This is a genomic window from Salinisphaera sp. (assembly GCF_002729955.1).
Lineage (GTDB): Bacteria > Pseudomonadota > Gammaproteobacteria > Nevskiales > Salinisphaeraceae > Salinisphaera.
In genome coordinates, this window is sequence record NZ_PBYA01000012.1 from 111,405 (window position 1) to 129,408 (window position 18,004).

The window sequence follows — 18,004 nt, forward strand, 5'->3', positions numbered from 1 at the left end:
CGCTGGGCATGGTGATACCCCGCGCTACGGTCGCGGTCGGCGCATCAGCGCGCAAGGCCGCGCGGTGTCTGCGCGTGGCGGCGAAAACGGGCGGGCGTTTGCCCTGTCCACCGTCTGAACGCATGCACGAAATTGGACACCTCGGAAAAGCCGAGCCGGTCGCTGATGTCTTCCTGCGTCAGCGCGCCCATCAGCAGCCATTGCTCGGCAAGCATACGACGCACCTCGTCAAGTAACTCGCGGTAGCCCGCGCCTTCTGCGGCCAGCCGTCGGCGCAGGGTGCGCGTGGTCGCCCCGAGTTCGGTAGCCAACGCGTCCATGCTCGGGAAATACCCCGGCCTGGCCAGCAGGCGCTCGCGCACGCGGGCTGCCATGCCGGCCCGATGGCCTGTTCGGGCCACCAATTGTTCGCACTGTTGTTCGCATAGATGCGCCGCGGCCGGGTTGGCATGGGGCAGGGGGCGGTCAAGGTAGCTTGTCGGAAACCGTGCCCGGTTGTGTGCTTGTTCGAACGTCGGGGTGACGCCGAATTGCGCCTCGAACGGGCCGGGCGGACGGGCCGGCAGGGTCAGCTCGATGCTCGACCAGGGCAGCGTGGCATCGAAAAGCTCGTGCTGGATCGTCGCGATGGCGCTCAGATCCCGGGCCAGGAGGTAGGCCCCGACGCCGGCCGGCAGATCGCCGTTGTCGATGATCAGCGCGGCCTCGGTTGCCTGCTCTTCGAGGGTGATGCGGTTGAAGGCATAGGTCAGATCGAGATAGCGCAAGCCAAGAATAACCGCGTCCCGAAAGGTTCCGCTACTGAGCAGGGCAAAACCCCAGACACCGTAGCTGCTCAGGTGATAACGCCGGCCCATGGCCAGGCCCAGTTCGGCGCGGTCGCCCAGCTCGCCGCAGAGATTGGCGACGACCGTGAGCTCCTGTTCACGCGTTACGAAGACGTCCGGTTGGCTTAACGAAGCGTCGCTGAGCCCGCTACCGGCAAGCAGCCGTGTCGTGGACACCCCGTGTTCAACGCCGAAGTCCACCTGCATGCGCACGCTGACGATGGCCCGGTCCGACATCGAGTATCTGTCCGATTTCCACAATTATTCGTCCGATGGTGCCATAAAAAGCGGCTCGCGAGTCGGCTAGAGTCGCCGAACAATAACGAACAATGAGGAGATGCGCATGGCTGAAAGCCACGACGTTGCCATTATCGGCGCGGGTTTTGGCGGCATAGGCATGGCCATTGCCTTGAAACAGCGCGGCAAGCATTCGCTGGTGATCCTGGAAAAGGAAGGCGAGGTGGGTGGCGCCTGGCGGGACAATACCTACCCGGGTGCGGCCTGCGATGTGCCCTCGCGGCTGTATTCGTTCTCCTTCGCCAAAAAATTCGACTGGTCGCGCCGCTTTGCGCCGCAGGCAGAGATCTTCGCCTATCTGCGTCAATGCGCCGACGACTACGGTCTGCATCCGCATCTGCGTTTTAATACCGAGGTAGAACAGGCGCGCTTCGACGAAGCGGCCGGGCTCTGGCATATCCGCACCCCCCATGGCGAGATCCACGCCCGCGTGCTCATCACCGCCACTGGCCAGCTCAACCGGCCCGCCTGGCCGTCCATACCGGGGCGCGAGCGTTTTCAGGGGCCGGCGTTCCATAGCGCACGCTGGGATCACGACGTGGATCTCGTGGGCAAAACGGTGGCGGTGGTGGGCACGGGTGCCAGCGCCATTCAGTTCGTGCCCGAAGTCGCCAAACAGGCAAAAAAGGTGCGGCTGTTCCAGCGCTCCGCGGCCTATGTGATTCCCAAGCCGGACCGTGTCTATTCCAGCGCCGAACAGAAATTGATGGAACGGATGCCCCTGCTTCAGAAACTCGATCGGGGCCGGATCTATGCCCAGAACGAGGCTCGCGTGCTGGGCTTCACCGCCGTTCAGTCGGCGATGGGCTTCTACCAGCGCCTGTTCAAACGCTATCTCAAACGCTGCATATCGGATCCGCAGCTGCGCGAGAAGCTCACCCCGGATTACCCGCTGGGCTGCAAGCGCATCCTCATTTCCAATGACTATTTCCAGGCCATCGAACGCTATGGCATCGAGGTGCATACCGGCGGCGTGGGCGCGATCACCGAAACCGGTGTTGTGGACGCCAAGGGTCAGCATCACGAAGCGGACGTGCTGATCTACGGCACGGGTTTCCAGGCCACTGATTTTCTCGCGCCGATGACCATCCTCGGGCGTGAGGGCCGTGATCTCAACGATGCCTGGCGCGACGGGGCCGAAGCCTATCTGGGCATCAACGTCCATGGCTTCCCCAATATGTTCATGCTTTACGGGCCCAACACCAATCTGGGCCACAACTCCATCGTCTATATGCTCGAATCGCAGATTGCCTATGTGATGAGCGCGCTGGAGGTGCTGGAACAGGGCGGGCATCGCTTCATGGACGTCGACGCCGACGTGCAGGATCGCTTCAACAGCGATCTGCAAGAGCAGATCCGCCATACCGTCTGGGACAAGGACTGCCACAGCTGGTACAAGACCGAAAGCGGCAAGAACACCAACAACTGGCCGGGGTTCACCTTTACCTACCGGCGCCGTACCCAGACGCTGGATACCCGCGATTATGAGCTGTCCTCGTGAAATCGGCGGGGCGCCGCCAAGTGCAATCCAGCGCCTGATCGCCGCCACGCTGCGCGCCCTGCTGAAACCCTTGCTGATGCCCGCGTTCACGGTGCGCGCGCCGCTGAGCCTGCAACGACGCTGGCTGAAAGCGGTATCCAGTATCACGCTGCCAGCACGAGGCGTGGTGCGCTTCAACGCCCACATCGAGTCGGTGCCCGTGGAATGGGTCGGCGATGGCCAGGCGCTGACGCTGCTGTATCTGCATGGCGGCGGGTACGTCAGCGGCTCGCCCGGCACCCACCGGGCGCTGACCACCCATCTGGCCAAACGCCTGAACGCCACCGTGGCGGTGCCGGGCTATCGGCTGGCGCCGGAACATCCCTTTCCGGCCGCGTTGGACGACGCGGTCGCGGTGTATCGCGGCTTGGTGGCGCAGGGCCACGATCTGCGCCGGCTGGCCATTGCGGGCGATTCTGCCGGCGCGGGCCTGGCGCTGGCGCTGCTGCGACGTCTGCGCGATGACGCCACGCTGCCGGCCCCGGCGGCCGGGGTGCTGCTCTCGCCCTGGCTCGACCTGAGCCTCGAACACACGCCGCACCGTATGCCGGGCGAGGTAATGCTCAATTGGAAATGGCTCGATGCCGCTGCCCTGAGCTATGCCGGCGATGACCGAGCGCGCCCGCAAGTCTCCCCGCTGCGGGGCGATCTCAACGGTCTGCCGCCGCTGCTGATTCAGTGCGGCAGCGACGAAATTCTGCGCGGCGACAGCGACCGCCTGGCCGCCGTCCTGGCCGACAGCGACACCCGTGCCCGCTACCAGCTATATCCGCAGCGCTGGCACGTCTTTCAGTTGCACGCCGGCGTACTCGAGGATGCCGATTGGGCCATCGACGCCATCGCCGACTTCCTTGCCCACGAACAAAACTAAACGAACCCCGGGAGAAACCATGAAACGTATCCTGATCACCGGTGCCGCCAGCGGCATCGGGCTGGCCACCGCGCACCGCTTCCATGCCCGCGGCTGGTACGTGGGGTTGCTGGACATCGACGCTGACGGCCTGGAAACAGTCTGCGCTGCGCTGGGCGAACGGATTTGGTGCCGGGCCCTGGACGTACGCGACGCACACGCCTGCCAGGCCGCCGCCGACGAGTTCGCTTCCCAGCAGGGCGGTATCGACGTGCTGTTCAACAGCGCCGGCGTGCTGCGCATGGGCCCGCTAGAAGAAATCCCCGAGGCCGACCACGCCCTGATGCTCGACATCAACGTACGCGGCTTGTTGAACATGTGCCGGGCCGCGCTGGCACATCTGAAGCAAGCGCCGAACGGGCGCGTGCTCAACATGAGCTCGGCCTCCGCGCTCTACGGCGTGCCGGATATGGCGGTCTACTCGGCCTCCAAATTCGCGGTGCGCGGCCTCACCGAAGCGCTCAACCTGGAATGGCAGCGCCACGGCGTCACCGTGCAGGATCTGATGCCCCCCTTCGTGGACACCCGCATGGTGCGCGGCCAGCAATGGCAGGCGCCCGTGGTCAAACGCATGGGTGTGAAGCTCAGCGCCGACGACATCGCCGAGGCGGCCGAGAAAGCCCTGCAGGGACATCGCGTCCACACGCCGGTCGGGCTGTCGTTTCGGCTTACCGTGCTGATGGAAAAACTCACGCCGCGCAGCTTCACCCGGGAAGTGATGCGGCTATTGAGCCGCTAAGCCGCGGGCGATGCGGGGCGCACGGCCACGGGCGCGGCGGTTTAAACGCCGAACTGTTCGCTCAACGCGCTGCTGAATCCCAACGAGCATAGATCGGATCGGGCGAACTAGAGTGGCGGTGGGGTGGGCTGCGTATACGTTCTCCCAGAGCTACTACTTGCGATTCATATGTCACACGCGGCATACGCGCTTCTGGCGGCGATGATACTGGCCTGCCTTTGTCTGCAAATCGCGATTACGTTTCTTGTTCTGAACGTCACTGAGCCCGCTGGACGACGCGTGGCACAGGTCGCCGTGGTGTGGTTTGTACCCGTTCTAGGCGCTTTGTTTGTCGGCTACTTCAAAGCCAACGAGTACGATCTCCGCAATCGGCGGCCGTCGATTCTGCTAGTGCCGATGCTGTGGCTCGCCGGCGGGCCAAAACCGCCTACGGGTTCCAACGATCCGCTTGCCTGTACGAGCGCGGACCCGGCTAGCGACCATATCTCGGGCGCGCAATAGACACGGGGTATCTGATCGAGGTTAGGATGTAGGCGGCCCGAGCTCGCTACGCGAGCGCCAGAACGCAACAAGGCGATAGCCGCCCCATGGCGTAGCGTCGGCTGATGTCTACCGAGAAATGGAGCTGTTCGGTGCAAAGGCTATGAATCGGCGATTTCTTCTCGAGCGGGCAGCCTGGTTGCTCGGCTTTGCGGCCATTCTCATAGGCTCTCCGGGTTGCGTATTCCATCTCGGCAGCGAACCTGTCGCGCCCGCCGTCGCCGATCTGCCGCTCGTGGTTCACCCGCGATAACCGCATGCTGGCCCGAACACCGTGGCAACCGACACCCTGGTCGTCATGCTTTCCGGCGATGGCGGTTGGGCAGCGCTCGATAAAGCCGTGGGCCAATCGCTGGTCCAGGCGGGGTATGGGGTGGTCGGTTGGGATTCGCTGCGCTATTACTGGCGGGCCCGCAAGCCCGGCCAAGCCGCCGCCGATCTAGATCGCGTCATTGAGACGTATCGCAAACGCTGGCGGCTGCGCCATGTCGCCCTCATGGGCTACTCCCGCGGCACCGATGTGATGCCATTTCTCTATAACCGGCTGCCGGCAGATACTCAAAAACAGGTCAGCGCTATCGTATTGCTGGGCCTGGCCAGCCACATCACGTTCGAGTATCACCCGCTCTCGTTGTTCGGCCTGGGCCCGCAAGGCCAAGCGGTATTACCCGAGGCCCGACGCCTGCCGGCCGATCGCACGACATGCATCTACGGCGTAGACGACCCGGAGGCGATATGCGAAGAACTTCAAGCCGCAGGTCTGAACGTCATCGCATTGCCCGGCGGGCATCACTTCAATCATGAATACGAGCGACTTGCTGCCCGCTTGCAGCAGCGAATTGCTGCTACCGGACAGCCTGACGATGGTTAAGGGTGTGGTGTAGTCGTGCGGTGGGGCAGACGGCGCTCGATATGATCTTTCCGCTTGAGCATCGCGCGCCGCTGGATCATGGCTGCTGGGGCTGTATGCGGCCAGCAGCAAAAGTCGAGATAAATATACTGTCTCCGGAGCTCCGAAGAGCGGTTGGAGCAGGTTGGCTGCGGAGCTTGAACGCCCCAGGCAGGATCCACGATAGAAGCCCTAAACCTGGGCTCGCGCGCGGGATCGGGCGTATAGTGAAGCAGGGCGGAAGATTTGAGTATACTGTCCCCGGATCGCGCCCGGATCGCGCGCGCTCATTATGTCTGGGACGCCTCTTACTGTACCCGGTTTCGCGGTTTCGTTTCCGGTCACCCGATCCCGCAAAGCGCCGACGATTAGATTTGATCGGGAAGTTTAGATAAGTGACGCATCACCCAACCGTAAGCGTTATTAAACTCGTCAATTTCTTCAGGCGAAACCGGTTTGGTATGCGCATCCACTCGCCGCGCCGTGTTTATTGTATCCATATTCATGGTAAACCATTTCTTCTTATTTTCAAAAAGCGCAGAAAAGACGTTCCAGTTATATAAAATTATTTCGCGCAAGTCGAGAAAGTAGAGCTCATTCATTACTTTTTGAGGCGTTGTCCCGACAAATAACGCCGCTGGGTCTGGCCGATCTGACCTTTTCTTAAGTCCGTCCGAAAGAGCCTTAGATATCGTTTTGTTATCCCAGTTATAATGGACCCCGAAGTAAAAAATTATAGTTCTTCGAAGCTTGGTCTCGACCTCAACACGTTTTTCAAAAAGAAGAGCTAAAGTAGCTTTGTCTGGAACTTCTGGCAGTAGCTCTGGAGGCATGTCTGAACGCATAAAAGGCGTGATTTCTTTTTGGTACCCTTCTCCATGTGAATTAAGAAACTCTTTGACGTCACCTATTGCGAATTCAGCGCTATTCTCAAGTTTTAGAATTCCATAGCGAGCAAACTTTATAAGCTTTTCTTCGCTTTGCTCCACATAATCTTTAACAAAATCTTTATCGCCCTCAGCTAGTATCTGCAGAAGTTGGTATTCCTCCGGGTACCACCAGACTAGAGAAAGCAGTATGTCCCTAATCGGCTGAGATAGCCTCGCTGAAATCTGATTTCTTATAGCCTCGAAATCCTCGATCTCTATAAAAATCGCTTTTTCGGGATCGGCGGTGTATTTTGTTCGCCACAGCTCGCTGCATGCGATTCGAATTAGGTACGGATGTCCTCCAAATGTATCGGTAAGGTAGTCGTAAACCTTTTCATCGAACTTGACGCCGGCATATTTACCTAATGTTCGAACCATCTGGCGAACGCTGCTGCGTTCGAATGGCTCTAGATAGATCGCTGGGGCGATTTGAAATATCGGGTTAGTAATTGAGTTAAATGTAGGAGTTTCGAGTGCCGCGGGGTTAACCCCAGCAATAATAAAAACAAGTTGCCCTTTTGATTCCTGATGTGCCGCGCGAATGGTTTGCCAGAATGGTAAGAAATCCGAATCCCAATGCTGACCAAGTGCGCCGCTAATCGTTGGGGTTATGTACTCAACTTCGTCCAAGAGGATTGCTATGCGCGTTAGACTCCCTGATGCGATCAGAGTCTGTATATCCGATGAAAAGCGCGTGCTGGCATTATTCGAGTCATATTCAAGCGTCAGATCCGCGTTGCGTTTGAAATGGAATTTCAATCTTTTCTTCAAACGCTCCGCGATATTTTCGAGTACTTGCCACCATCTTCCCGAATGTATGCCTGGGCTATGGCAATCAATGTACTCAGTAAGGGTATTGTAGTTGTCTACCCGGCGTTCGAATGCCCGTAATACCGAAGTCTTGCCGGTTTTGCGAAGTCCAAAAAGTCCGGAGTTCTGGGCGCTTGTTGTTGATCTAATGACTAGTTCTTGAACTAGCTGCTCCCGGCCGAAGAAATATCTATCCGATGTGATCGGAGAGGACATGCCGAAAAGATCGATTTGGCCAAAATGCTCAGCTATCCGCGATCGGACGAAAAGCGTTCCCCGGGAACTGCTATCGAGCTCTGCGGCGCTAAACGGAACGATTACCCGATCCGGATCGGTCGCTACTAGGTTTTCTGCGTCAGCTTGGTCGCCGGCGTGTACCAACAAATAGAGTACTCGGTCTAGGCGATGTTTAAAGTCGGGATTACGGCTAATATTTTCTATCGCGGTTAATACTCTGGCGTCTGTTTTTGCATGTGCGGAAAAAATTACTAGTATTTCCTGAGCTAGTCCGAACCGCTCACGCGTATGTTTTTTAGGCGCAGCGATCCAAAAAGCTTTTTCGCCTTGAGTTTTTCCGAAGGTGATATCGAACGCTTCGTCGAGGCGCGCGGCGAGTTTCGCTTCGTCCGGCCTGTCGGAAAAGTAACTTCTGAATGCTTGGTCGTTAATAGCCATGTGCAAGCTTCGCTAGTTTGTGAGTCGATGCGGGGCTAATTGGGGTCAGGTCTTGCGTCGTGCGCCGATGCAATGCTACCCGCTTCAGTAAGCGCCCCAAGTACCGCATCGGGCCGACGATTTAACACGTTGAGCAAAACTCTAGCTGGCCCATGCGGCTGTCTATCGCCGCGCTCCCAATGCCGCAACGTCCCGAGACTGATACCGAAAGAAGCGGCAAACTGACGCTGGGTCATACCAACCTTAACGCGCACAGCTTTAACGTCTGTAGCCGACATCTCGTGTACGACAACGTCATTTGGCTTATTCGCTTGATGCGCGATCGCCTGTTCAAGACCGGCCTTGATACTTTCAAACGCGTCGCTCATGTCTAGACTCCTGCTGTCTTGGTGAGCAGTGCGACAAGCTGAGCAAGTGCGTTGCGTTCAGCTTGAGAGATATTGGTCTTTTCGTTCTTGCCGAAAATCGTAAGCAGATAAAGGGGTATGCGTTCGTCGTGAAAGTAGTAGACGACACGAACGCCACCGCTTTTGCCGGATCCGTCGGGAGCCCATCGAAGCTTTCGTATGCCGCCGGTGCCTCGCATGAGGTCGCCGGCTTTTGGATGTTCTGCCAGATACGCGATTAGCGCTTGGTAGTCAGCATCACCGATCAACTTGCGAATCTTGCGCGAGAACTCCGGCGTCTCGGCTACGGTCTGCATACGAGGATGGTACGCCAATGGATTACTTTTCGCCAGGTTGAGCGATGCGCTCTGCTAACCCCGATACTCTCAAGACGCGACGAGTAACGGTTTGCTCAAGCGCGTTTCGCTGCGAGTAAATCGACAACTGCTCCCGTCCCCTCGTTAACCCCGTATAAAACAACTCCCGAGTCAAAACCGGTAACACGAGCGTCACGGAATCAAACTCCGAACCGTGGCTCTTGTGGATCGTCATTGCATACACGCAATCGTGTGCGGGCAGCGCGCTTGGCAGGAACCCACGCAGGGCGTTATCCCCCTCGAACCAGACTCTAAGTTGCCCGTCTTGGTTTTTAAGCGCAATACCAACGTCGCCGCTATAAAGCCCGGTTTTGTAGCCATTTGGGCTAATCACAACGCACCGGCTGTGCTGATACGCCGTATTCCGATGGATGTGAAGACGCCCGGCCTGACAAGAGATTTGCTCGTTCGCGCCTTGATGATTGGGTGCGTATGGCGGGCTCGATCAAGCCAGTGGACTTGCTGTTACGCGTGCGATGTTCTGTGAAAGCGGGCGGGTCAGGCGGGCCGGGCTTATTGCGGCGGACGGGGGTGTGGATACTGTGCGACGGTCGGGTTTCGTCCGCTGCGGCTGCGGATTCGATGGGCGCGCTGCAGCAGGGCGTCAAGCAACATATGCGGGACGGTGAGCGCGGCCAGGCCGATGAACACGGCGCATAGCAGGGCGTCATCTGGCGAAATGCCGAGGCAGGCGGTCAGCAATATGGCCGCGAGTGCGCCGGCCGCAATTACCGCTAGCGACGACAGCAGTGCTTCGCCTAGAGCCCGTGTTCGTGCATGGCAGAGCCCGGCAAGCACGCAATGGGTCTGGCGCAGGGCGTGCAGGGCACCGTAGTAGACGGCGAAGAAGGCGAGGGGTGGTAGGGTCAGGGCTAGCAGCCAGAGCAGGGCGAGTTCGAGGCTGGCGCGATCGCGGTGGTGCAGGCAGCGCTTGGCGAACAGGGCCAGCCCGGCGACGCCCGCGAGCGCGGCGGCGGCGACGATGAGGCTGACGTCGGCGCCGGCGGTAATCTGATTGAGTATTTCGGTGACGCGGTCGGAATGGCAGAGCGTGGGCGCGCCGATGGTTGTAAGGCCGCCGGCCCAGGCGGCCAGGCGGTCGTCGAAGCGCCAGTCGCCGGCGAAGTGCCAGGCGGAATACATCAGAAAGCCGGCCAGCGCGAACCGCGGTTGCCACCACCAGAGGGCGATGCAGGCGGCGACCAGGCCGAGGTAGACCACGAAGAAAACGGCCAGCGGGCCGCGCCGGGTCAAGCCGAGCTCGATACGGGCCCGTGGCAGGTCCAGGGCGCCGTGGGGCATGCCGAACAATACGGCGATGGCAAGTGCGGTCAGGATGGGCACGGAGCTGTCGCCGCCCGAGCCCGTGAGCCACAGGGCGACGCCCAGTACCGCGGCGGTGGCGACCGCGAACACTGCGGTATGGCGTTTGAGTGCTACCGGCGGCTTCATTTCGGCCCGATCAGGCCGGCTGCGAACGCCGGGCGTGCACAGGCGGTGATGACGGCGATTCGGTCCAGCAGGCTGGGGCGGTCGTCGAGGAACCGCACCAGGCGGGCGGGCGGACAACCTGCGAACAGGTCGGCGAACAGGCGCGGCGCGAGGTCGGGCCGACGACGGATGACCCGCAGGAACAGCCGGTCCATGCCGCGTTCGATTGGCCCACCGGGGTCGGGGGCGGCGCTGGGCAGGTAGCCGTGGCGGCAGAGAGCGTCGGCAAGCTGCTGGCACTGACGCCGAATGCGGCGAAAGGCGTAGCCGGTCGCGCCGCGGTTGACGCCCGCGCGCTGGCCGATGGCGAGATAACGCCCGGGGTGGGCCGAGCGCTGCGGCGTGGTGACCGTCATGGGCAGGCTGGCGGTTTCGCTGCGATACACGCGCATCGGGCGCGCACCGCAGCGCTCGCGCAGCTCGGCGCCCAGCCAGGTTTGCAGGGAGTTCCATGATGGGGCGGCAGCCGAAAAACGCGTGACCTCCACCAGGGCGCGACGCTCGGTAAACGGCAGCAGGTAGACGAAATCGACGCCGTCGCCTGCTATCGCACCGGGCTTGAATTCCATTAGGCCGGCCACGCGCGGGTTGAAGACAGCGGCCTCGCTTTCGACCTCGTAGCCAAGAAAATGCTGGGCATAGGCCGGCGTGGGCGCACGCCGCCAGTCCAGGCGGGCATCGACCGCCCGGCGGGCCGCGACCGTTTCTATTACCGTGGGATTGATGGCGCTCCGTAAGCGAACCTGTACGTCGGCCGCGCTGAAATCCAGGTCGACAACCTCGCGCCCCATGGCAAGCCGCTGGTCGGGGTCGGATGCGATCCGCTCGGTCTGCGCCTTGAGCCAGGCGCCGGCGTCCAGACTGACGTACTGCCAGCCCGGGGCGCTGCACTTGACGGGTGGGCGCTCGCCGTCGCGAACCTGCCAGCGATCCCAGCGGCCTTGTTCGCCCGGCCAGGGGTCGGGCTCGTTGGCGGCGCTCCAGAAGCTCCAGGTGCGATCGGTGGTGTATTCATGCCGCGCCTCGAGTACGAGCACGCTCAGCCCGCGCCCGGCCAGGGCTTCGCAAAGCGTCAGCCCGGCCAGCCCGCCGCCGAGAATGACCAGGTCCACGGGCTCGGCACGTGCGGTCATCGCGAAGCGTGCCGACGGGCGAACAGCGCATCGGTGATGCCCACGAGCGCCAGCCCGATTTTTCGCCAGACGGGCACGACCGCCCGCGGCGCGTGCGGGTTGGCCTGCTGGCGGCGAATAACGCCGCCAATGCCCTGATAGAGACGTGCCGCGACGGCGACGGCCAGGCGCAGGCGTAGCGGCAGCGCGATGAGGCCGGCGCGCCCGTCGCGATACAAGCCGTCGGCACGATCCAGAATGGCGCGGGTCGCGGAGGCTGCGGCGTCGACCGCGCCCGGCTCACGCCCCGCGATCTCGGCGGGGGTTGCCGGGCAACGCGTGGCGGGCAGATAACGCCGCCCGCGTACGGCGTCTTCTCGCACATCGCGAGCGATATTGGTGAACTGCATCGCCCGGCCGAGGGCGATCGCCTGTGGCCGATGGACGGATGGGATATCAAACAGGGCACAGACCATTTCGCCGACCGTGCCCGCGACGGCGTCCGCGTAGCGATCCAGGTCGGCATCGTCCTCCAGACACAGCGGGTCGAGGTCCCGGCGCAGACCGTCGAGCAGGCGGCCGAAGGCGTCGAGGCCGGCGGGTGTCTCGTTGAACAGCGACTGGGCTTCGAAAGCGATGCGGTCGCGGGTCGATTCGTTGTACAGATCGGCCCGGATTGCATCCAGGCGAACACGCCCGACGTCGGGCGGCGCTTCGTCGGCCAGATCGTCGGCGGTTCGACAGATGGCATACAGCCGGGCGATATCATCGCGTTCGTGACGCGGCATGAAGCGGGCCGCCGGTGCAAAGCTGCGGGCGTGGCGATCCATCAGCCGCTGCGCGGCCTCGGCGTTCGGCCCGCGTACGACGAGTACCCCGGGCGCCGGGCGTCGCTCTTCCCTTAGTTCGCTCACGGGCGTGCCGGCAGCAGCCGTTCCAGGGTGCGCGCCGAGTTGAGTACGCCGGGCACGCCGGCGCCGGGGTGGGGACCGGCACCCACCACGTACAGATCCGCCAGGCCCTCGCCGCGGTTGTGGTATCGAAACCAGGCGCTCTGGGTGAAGCGGGGCGACAGAGAAAAGCCGGCGCCGGCCTCGGCGTCGTAGTCGCGGCGAAAGTCTTCGGGCGTCATCGCGAACTCGGCGGTAATGGTGTCGGCGAGGCCGGGCAGCAGGGTGGCCTCCAGCGCGGCGACGATACGGTCACGCAGGCGCGGGCCTTCCGTCGCCCAGTCCTGGCCGCCGCGGAGGTTGGGCACGGGGCAGAGCACATAGAAGCTGTCGCAGCCGGCGGGCGCAAAGCTCGGGTCGGTGGCGGTCGGTCGGTGTAAATACAGCGAAAAATCCTCGGCCAGATGCTTGCGCTTGAAGATATCCGCCAGCAGCTCGCGGTAGCGTTCGCCGAACCACACTGTGTGGTGGGCCACGTCGGGATACTGGCGTCGGGTGCCGAAGTAAAGCACGTACAGGCCCATCGAAAGTTCGCCCCAGCGCCGGCGTATGGCCGGAAACATCGCCCGCGGCATATCCGGCAGGGCATAAAGCCGGGCCGGGTCCATATTGGAAACCACCAGATCGGCACGCCGCTGTTCGCCCGAGGCGAGCACCGCGCCGCGGGCGGCGCCGTTTTCGATAATCAGGCGCTCCACGTGCGCCTCGAGTTCCACCGTAATACCCACCTCGTGCATCAGTTGGGCCAGGGCCTGAATCAGCGCCCCGGTGCCGCCCATGGCGAACCAGATGCCTTCGGCTCGCTCCAGGCCGTTGATCAAACCATAGATCGAGGTGGTCGCAAAAGGATTGCCGCCCACCAGCAGCGGCGTGATGGAAAACGCCCGCCGCAGCTTGTCGTGTTCCAGAAAACGACAGACCATCTGCCACACGCTTTCGTGGCTGCGCAGTTTCAGCAGCGACGGTGCCTGGCCGAGCATACGCCTGAACGAATGGAACGGCTGGTCGGCGAGCTGTTCGTAGCCGACCGCATGAATGGCATCGCACCAGCGCCGCAACTCGCGATAGCCGGCTAGATCCGGCGGATGGATACGTGCGATCTCGGCCTCGGTGGCGGCTTCGTCGGGGCCGTAGTCGAAGTGGTCGCCGTCGGCGAAGCGAAAGCGATACCAGGGCGTTGGCGTGACCAGTTCGACGACATCGTCGAGACAGCGACCATGCATGGCGAACAGCTCGCGAAAAAGGCTGGGCGCGGTCAGTACCGTTGGCCCCGCATCGTGGCGAAAGCCGTCCCGCTCGAACACGCGCGCACGGCCGCCCAGCTGGTCGCAGCGATCCACCAGATGCACCGCATAGCCGCGGGCACGCAGGCGCAGGGCGGCAGCGATGCCGCCAAAGCCGCCGCCGATGACCAATGCGCGGGACGGCGCCTGCTCAGGCGACATCAGCGCTCCAGGTGTCGTTGCGCCGCTGAATGGCGACGGCAAGCGCGCCAAGACTGCTGCCCAGGCCTGCCGGCAGAGCCGCGGCATCGTTTCGGGCCTGCTCGAGCGCCGAGCGTGCGTGCTCGGCGGCGAGGCGCCGGGCCGCCACCGTTGATAAGCCACGGTCCTCGTACAGGCAGACCAGATTCGGCCGGCCGAGCAAACGATCCTCGGCGGCATCGGCGAGGTCGTCCTCTATCTGGTAGCCGTGGGCCAGGGCTTCGGCGACCTTCGCGATAGCGCCGTCCAGATCGCTACGACCGACAAGAATCGCCATCAGCTGGACGGGCAGGGCGAGCAGCGGTCCCGACTTGCCGGCGGCAATGCGTTGATAGGCGGTTTCGTCGATGCAGGCATGCGTCAGGTCTTCGACCTGCCCGCTGCAGGTCGCGGCAAGCGCGGCGTGCATGCAGCCCATTGCCGCGGGCAGGCAGTCGACGGGCAGGCGTGCCAGCGCAGCCCAGGCGGCCGAGATCAACAGATCGCCGACACACAGGGCGGCTTCTGCGCCGTGGCGTGCCACGAGCGTCGGCTGGCCGCGTCGTAGCGAAGTACGGTCCTGAATATCGTCGTGGACGAGACTCGCGTTATGCAGCAGTTCGGCGCTGCAGGCGGCGGCCATCGCGGCGTTCTGCGATATTCCGGTCGCCGGGATCAGTTCCAGGGCGAGGCGCGCGCGAATCCGTCGCCCGCCGGCATCGAGATGCGCGGTCGCCATCGCCGCGGCTGCACCCGTGCCGAGATCGCGCCTGAGTTCGGCCTCAATGCCGTGTGCGGCTGCATTCGCCGTGGTGGCGGTCGTGCTGTAATCGACCGGGGCGTCAGGCCGGGCGCGACCGTGGGCCGGAATCGCCTGTTCTGGCATATCGCCTCCGCGTCGTGTGAAGAATTCGGGTAGAAACGCCGCGGCACTTGGGCCACGGCGTTGGGTTGGCGACTCCGCCCCGGCGTGCGGTCAGGCGCGGACGGTCCGGGGCTGAGTCTATGGCCGGTTCGCCCTAGGCGATCCGAGCCTGCTTGGCGGCACCGATGACGAGGAATCCGAAGCCAACTTTGGCGGAGACATCGAGGATCAGGTAGGCCACGCCTTCGACACCCGGGCTCAGTACCTCCATGCCGCTGGTGCCGAACAGCCACACAAAGGGATAGACCACCCAAAGCACGGTGAGCAGACCGGCCAGACGGGTATAGGCGTTGCCGTAGGGGCTGTTTTCGGCCAGCTTGCGCAGCGGGCCCCAGATGATGGCGAGCACCGCAAGGAAGGCGACCATGCTGATGAACCACCAGATGTACTTGTCGACACCGCCGACCAGATCGCCCACCAGGCCGGTTACGATCATGTAGATATCGGCGAACACCAGAGCGCCGACCAGGCCGGCTAGCTCGGTGGCGCGCCGCGAGGCCACCAGGGCCAGGCTAAGCAGGAGCAATGGGGTCGTAATGACCCAGTCGACATAGCGGGCAAAGAAGATCTGGTGTCCATCGATGGTTACATCACCGTAGCCGCGGGCCATGGCCAGGTAGTTGGCAAAGGCGATAAAGACGATGGCCATGGCGACAACGCCGTGGTGCCGCTCGGAGGCGGGCACGCTGCGGTTCATGACGAAGAAGACGATGCCGCCGAGCAGCATCGCGATCCAGCCGATTTGAAACGTGAGTTGGGTGAGTTCTGACATGGTTGCGCATCCGTAGGATTGAGAGCTGCACGCCGGGCGGTTACCCAACGCTTAACGAAGCTTCAGTATGTACCATGCATTGATTAAGCGAAAATTAAGGATTTCGGATTTAAGCGGAGCGTTGCGGGTGGGATGCGGTATAACCGCCTGATTTCTCGGAACCTATGCTGCGGGCCTGCGAGAACGTTGGCGGTAAAATAAGAAAATATTTCGTTCCACATAAGAGGCTTGGTGGGTCTTTTGCGAGCGTCGCCCGCTAGTTCGCGCTCGCGATACGGGCTGCGATGCCGGAAATACGGACAACGCGCCGGCTGACCGCGCGCCGCAGTGCCGAGGCTTCAGCGAAGATGGATAACCTCTCTCGAGCCCGTGTCAGCCCGGTATAAATCAGTTCCCGCGTGAGAACCGGTACGTCGTAATCCGGCAGCACGAGGGTGACGGCATCGAACTCCGAGCCCTGGCTTTTGTGGATCGTCATTGCGTACACGCTGTCGTGGGCGGGGAGTGCGCTTGGCAGGAACGCACGCAGGCCGTGGTCGCCCTCGAACCAGACGCGAAGCGGGCCATCGGCATTTGCCAGCGCAACGCCGACGTCGCCGTTATAAAGACCGGTCTTGTAGTCGTTTCGCCGTACCATCACCGGGCGGCCGTGGTACCAGGGTTCCAGCGGGTTGAAGTCGAAGCGCCGCGCCAAGCGCTCGGTAATGCCCGCGTTGATGGTTTCGCTGCCGGCCGGGCCCTGGCGCACGGCGGTGAGGACGCACTGCCGGCCAAGCTGGGCGAGGGCGAGCGTGGGGTCGGTGGCTTCGACCAGTGTGGCGTAGCCCTCGGCCAGTTCGTCCATGAGCCGGCCGATCGCGCGGGCATCCGAACGAGCGTGATAGACGAGATCGTCGTGGCCGGCGTTAAACAGCGCTTCGACGCTTTGCTCGTCGCCGGCGTTCACCGCAGCGGCGAGTTGGCCAATGGTGCTGTCGGCGTTGAAGCGACGGCTGGTTTGCAGCGTGACCACATGGTCGGCCAGTCGGTGGTTCGCTGGCGGCATGGGTTGAGCCAGTAAATCCCCCGCGGCTGCCTGCTGTTTCTGGGTGAAGCGGTTCACCCCCGCGTTGGCACAGATCTCGGCGAGTACCGAGCCGGATTCCACCGAGGCGAGCTGGTAGCGATCGCCGAGCAGAATCAGCCGTGCATCGTCGCGTATTGCGTCGGCCAGCTTGGCCATCATGGGCAGGTCGACCATTGACGCTTCGTCGACGATCACCACGTCATACGGCAGCGGGTTGTCGGCATTGAAGCGGGGGCGGGTGGTGGCGCCCGTGAGCCCCAGCAGGCGATGCAACGTGCGCGCAGTTTGTGGGACGTGTTCTTCCACGCGCTGTTTGTCGAATGTGGCGTCGGCGCCCATGTCGTCCAGGCCGTTGCGTACAGATTCGAGCATGCGGGCGGCGGCCTTGCCGGTGGGCGCCGCCAGGGCAATGAGCGGCGGCGTTTGGTTGTCGCTGAGTGCGGCTTCGATGAGCACGCGCAGCAGACGCACGATGGTGTAGGTCTTGCCCGTGCCCGGGCCGCCGGAAATCACCGTGAAGTGATGGCGCAGGGCGGCGAAGGCGGCCACGGCCTGCCAGTGGGTGGCATTCGGGTTGGCTACGTCCGCAGCGAACAGGCCGTTGCCGGGTAGGAGCGTATCGACGTTCACCGGGTTCGGCTCGGCCGCCATGAGCGCGCCCAGTCGTTCGGCGAGCTTTGTTTCGTAGGCGTGATAGCGCTGCAGGTAGAGCCGGGCGTTTTCCAGGATCAGCGGGCGGGTGGGGGTGTCTTCGCCCGCCTTCGCGTCCATCACGAAGACCAGATCGCTCGCGGCAAGCGCATCCGCCAGCGCGGCCTGGTTGGCAGTGCTCATCAACGCGGTCGGGATTTGATCCAGCGCGAGGCAGGTATGGCCTTGTGCAACGGCCCAGCTCGCCAGGGCGAAGGCACGGGCTACTAAACGGTCCGCGCCGTGGCGGCGGGCCCAGTCGGCCAGGGCCAGATCGAGATCGGAGAGGTTGGCTTCTTCGGTTGCGGTGTGGGTGCCGACCTGTGGCTTGGCGGCTGGCTCAGGTGCCTGTTTCGGTTCGGGCTGGGCCGGTTCGGAGTCGAACAGATCGCCGGTGCGGGAGTCGTTCATGGGCGGCCTCGTTTCAGGTGGCGCTGAGGCGTTGAACCCACGGCGTCGGCGGTCAATAGTTCGAACCGTTCTCGTCCTGAATCAACTGGCGTGGATGATTGCCGCCTGGGGTTTCGCGCTGCTGCGCGAGTGACTTTCATTTGCTTGTCCAAATGAAAGTAACCAAAGCAAAGGACACCCTGTCTTGCGCCGATGCTGCGCATCG

16 protein-coding genes are annotated in these 18,004 nt (G+C 62.6%); 4 read left to right on the forward strand and 12 right to left on the reverse strand.

The annotated features are described in order from the left end of the window. Positions 1-44: 44 nt before the first annotated feature. Positions 45-1,064, reverse strand: a complete 1,020-nt coding sequence (locus CMN27_RS03965; protein WP_293624109.1) for an AraC family transcriptional regulator — start codon at positions 1,062-1,064, stop codon at positions 45-47. A 106-nt stretch (positions 1,065-1,170) separates the two neighbouring features. On the opposite strand from CMN27_RS03965, the gene CMN27_RS03970 reads away from it, so the two are divergent. The 4 genes from CMN27_RS03970 (at position 1,171) to CMN27_RS03985 (ending at position 5,724) form a co-directional block, all read left to right on the forward strand. Further along, positions 1,171-2,625 (forward strand): NAD(P)/FAD-dependent oxidoreductase, encoded by a 1,455-nt coding sequence (locus CMN27_RS03970; RefSeq protein ID WP_293624110.1) that lies wholly within the window; start codon positions 1,171-1,173, stop codon positions 2,623-2,625. Continuing rightward, positions 2,609-3,535 carry an alpha/beta hydrolase gene (locus CMN27_RS03975; RefSeq protein WP_293624111.1) on the forward strand — a complete coding sequence of 309 codons (927 nt, stop codon included), beginning with the start codon at positions 2,609-2,611 and terminating at the stop codon, positions 3,533-3,535. The genes CMN27_RS03970 and CMN27_RS03975 overlap by 17 nt, the downstream gene beginning before the upstream one ends. 19 nt (positions 3,536-3,554) lie before the next feature. Continuing rightward, entirely contained in the window at positions 3,555-4,313 is a 759-nt protein-coding gene (locus tag CMN27_RS03980) for an SDR family oxidoreductase (RefSeq protein WP_293624112.1), read from the forward strand. A gap of 814 nt (positions 4,314-5,127) precedes the next feature. After that, entirely contained in the window at positions 5,128-5,724 is a 597-nt protein-coding gene (locus CMN27_RS03985) for an AcvB/VirJ family lysyl-phosphatidylglycerol hydrolase (RefSeq protein WP_293624113.1), read from the forward strand. Between the two features lie 386 nt (positions 5,725-6,110). Here the strand turns inward: CMN27_RS03985 and CMN27_RS03990 are convergent, their stop codons facing one another. From CMN27_RS03990 to recD, 11 genes are all read right to left on the reverse strand, one after another. Then, positions 6,111-8,156 carry an AAA-like domain-containing protein gene (locus CMN27_RS03990; protein WP_293624114.1) on the reverse strand — a complete coding sequence of 682 codons (2,046 nt, stop codon included), beginning with the start codon at positions 8,154-8,156 and terminating at the stop codon, positions 6,111-6,113. A gap of 35 nt (positions 8,157-8,191) precedes the next feature. Next, positions 8,192-8,524, reverse strand: coding sequence for a helix-turn-helix domain-containing protein (locus CMN27_RS03995; RefSeq protein WP_293624115.1), 333 nt, complete (start codon positions 8,522-8,524; stop codon positions 8,192-8,194). Between the two features lie 2 nt (positions 8,525-8,526). Further along, positions 8,527-8,859 carry a type II toxin-antitoxin system RelE/ParE family toxin gene (locus tag CMN27_RS04000; RefSeq protein WP_293624116.1) on the reverse strand — a complete coding sequence of 111 codons (333 nt, stop codon included), beginning with the start codon at positions 8,857-8,859 and terminating at the stop codon, positions 8,527-8,529. 22 nt (positions 8,860-8,881) lie between these two features. Continuing rightward, the gene (locus CMN27_RS17425; protein ID WP_366515396.1) at positions 8,882-9,253 is read right to left on the reverse strand and encodes an ATP-binding domain-containing protein; all 372 of its coding nucleotides are present in this window, start codon (positions 9,251-9,253) and stop codon (positions 8,882-8,884) included. Between the two features lie 179 nt (positions 9,254-9,432). Continuing rightward, positions 9,433-10,371 (reverse strand): Brp/Blh family beta-carotene 15,15'-dioxygenase, encoded by a 939-nt coding sequence (locus CMN27_RS04010; protein WP_293624117.1) that lies wholly within the window; start codon positions 10,369-10,371, stop codon positions 9,433-9,435. Beyond that, entirely contained in the window at positions 10,368-11,543 is a 1,176-nt protein-coding gene (locus CMN27_RS04015) for a lycopene cyclase family protein (RefSeq protein ID WP_293624118.1), read from the reverse strand. The genes CMN27_RS04010 and CMN27_RS04015 overlap by 4 nt, the downstream gene beginning before the upstream one ends. After that, positions 11,540-12,436 carry a phytoene/squalene synthase family protein gene (locus tag CMN27_RS04020; protein WP_293624119.1) on the reverse strand — a complete coding sequence of 299 codons (897 nt, stop codon included), beginning with the start codon at positions 12,434-12,436 and terminating at the stop codon, positions 11,540-11,542. The genes CMN27_RS04015 and CMN27_RS04020 overlap by 4 nt, the downstream gene beginning before the upstream one ends. Next, positions 12,433-13,917, reverse strand: a complete 1,485-nt coding sequence (gene crtI, locus CMN27_RS04025) for a phytoene desaturase family protein (RefSeq protein ID WP_293624120.1) — start codon at positions 13,915-13,917, stop codon at positions 12,433-12,435. The genes CMN27_RS04020 and crtI overlap by 4 nt, the downstream gene beginning before the upstream one ends. Continuing rightward, positions 13,907-14,821, reverse strand: a complete 915-nt coding sequence (locus tag CMN27_RS04030) for a polyprenyl synthetase family protein (protein ID WP_293624121.1) — start codon at positions 14,819-14,821, stop codon at positions 13,907-13,909. Before CMN27_RS04030 ends, crtI begins: the two co-directional genes overlap by 11 nt. A gap of 133 nt (positions 14,822-14,954) precedes the next feature. After that, positions 14,955-15,632, reverse strand: a complete 678-nt coding sequence (locus CMN27_RS04035; protein ID WP_293624122.1) for a microbial rhodopsin family protein — start codon at positions 15,630-15,632, stop codon at positions 14,955-14,957. 256 nt (positions 15,633-15,888) lie between these two features. Further along, positions 15,889-17,799, reverse strand: coding sequence for an exodeoxyribonuclease V subunit alpha (recD, locus tag CMN27_RS04040; protein ID WP_293624123.1), 1,911 nt, complete (start codon positions 17,797-17,799; stop codon positions 15,889-15,891). Between the last annotated feature and the right edge of the window lie 205 nt (positions 17,800-18,004).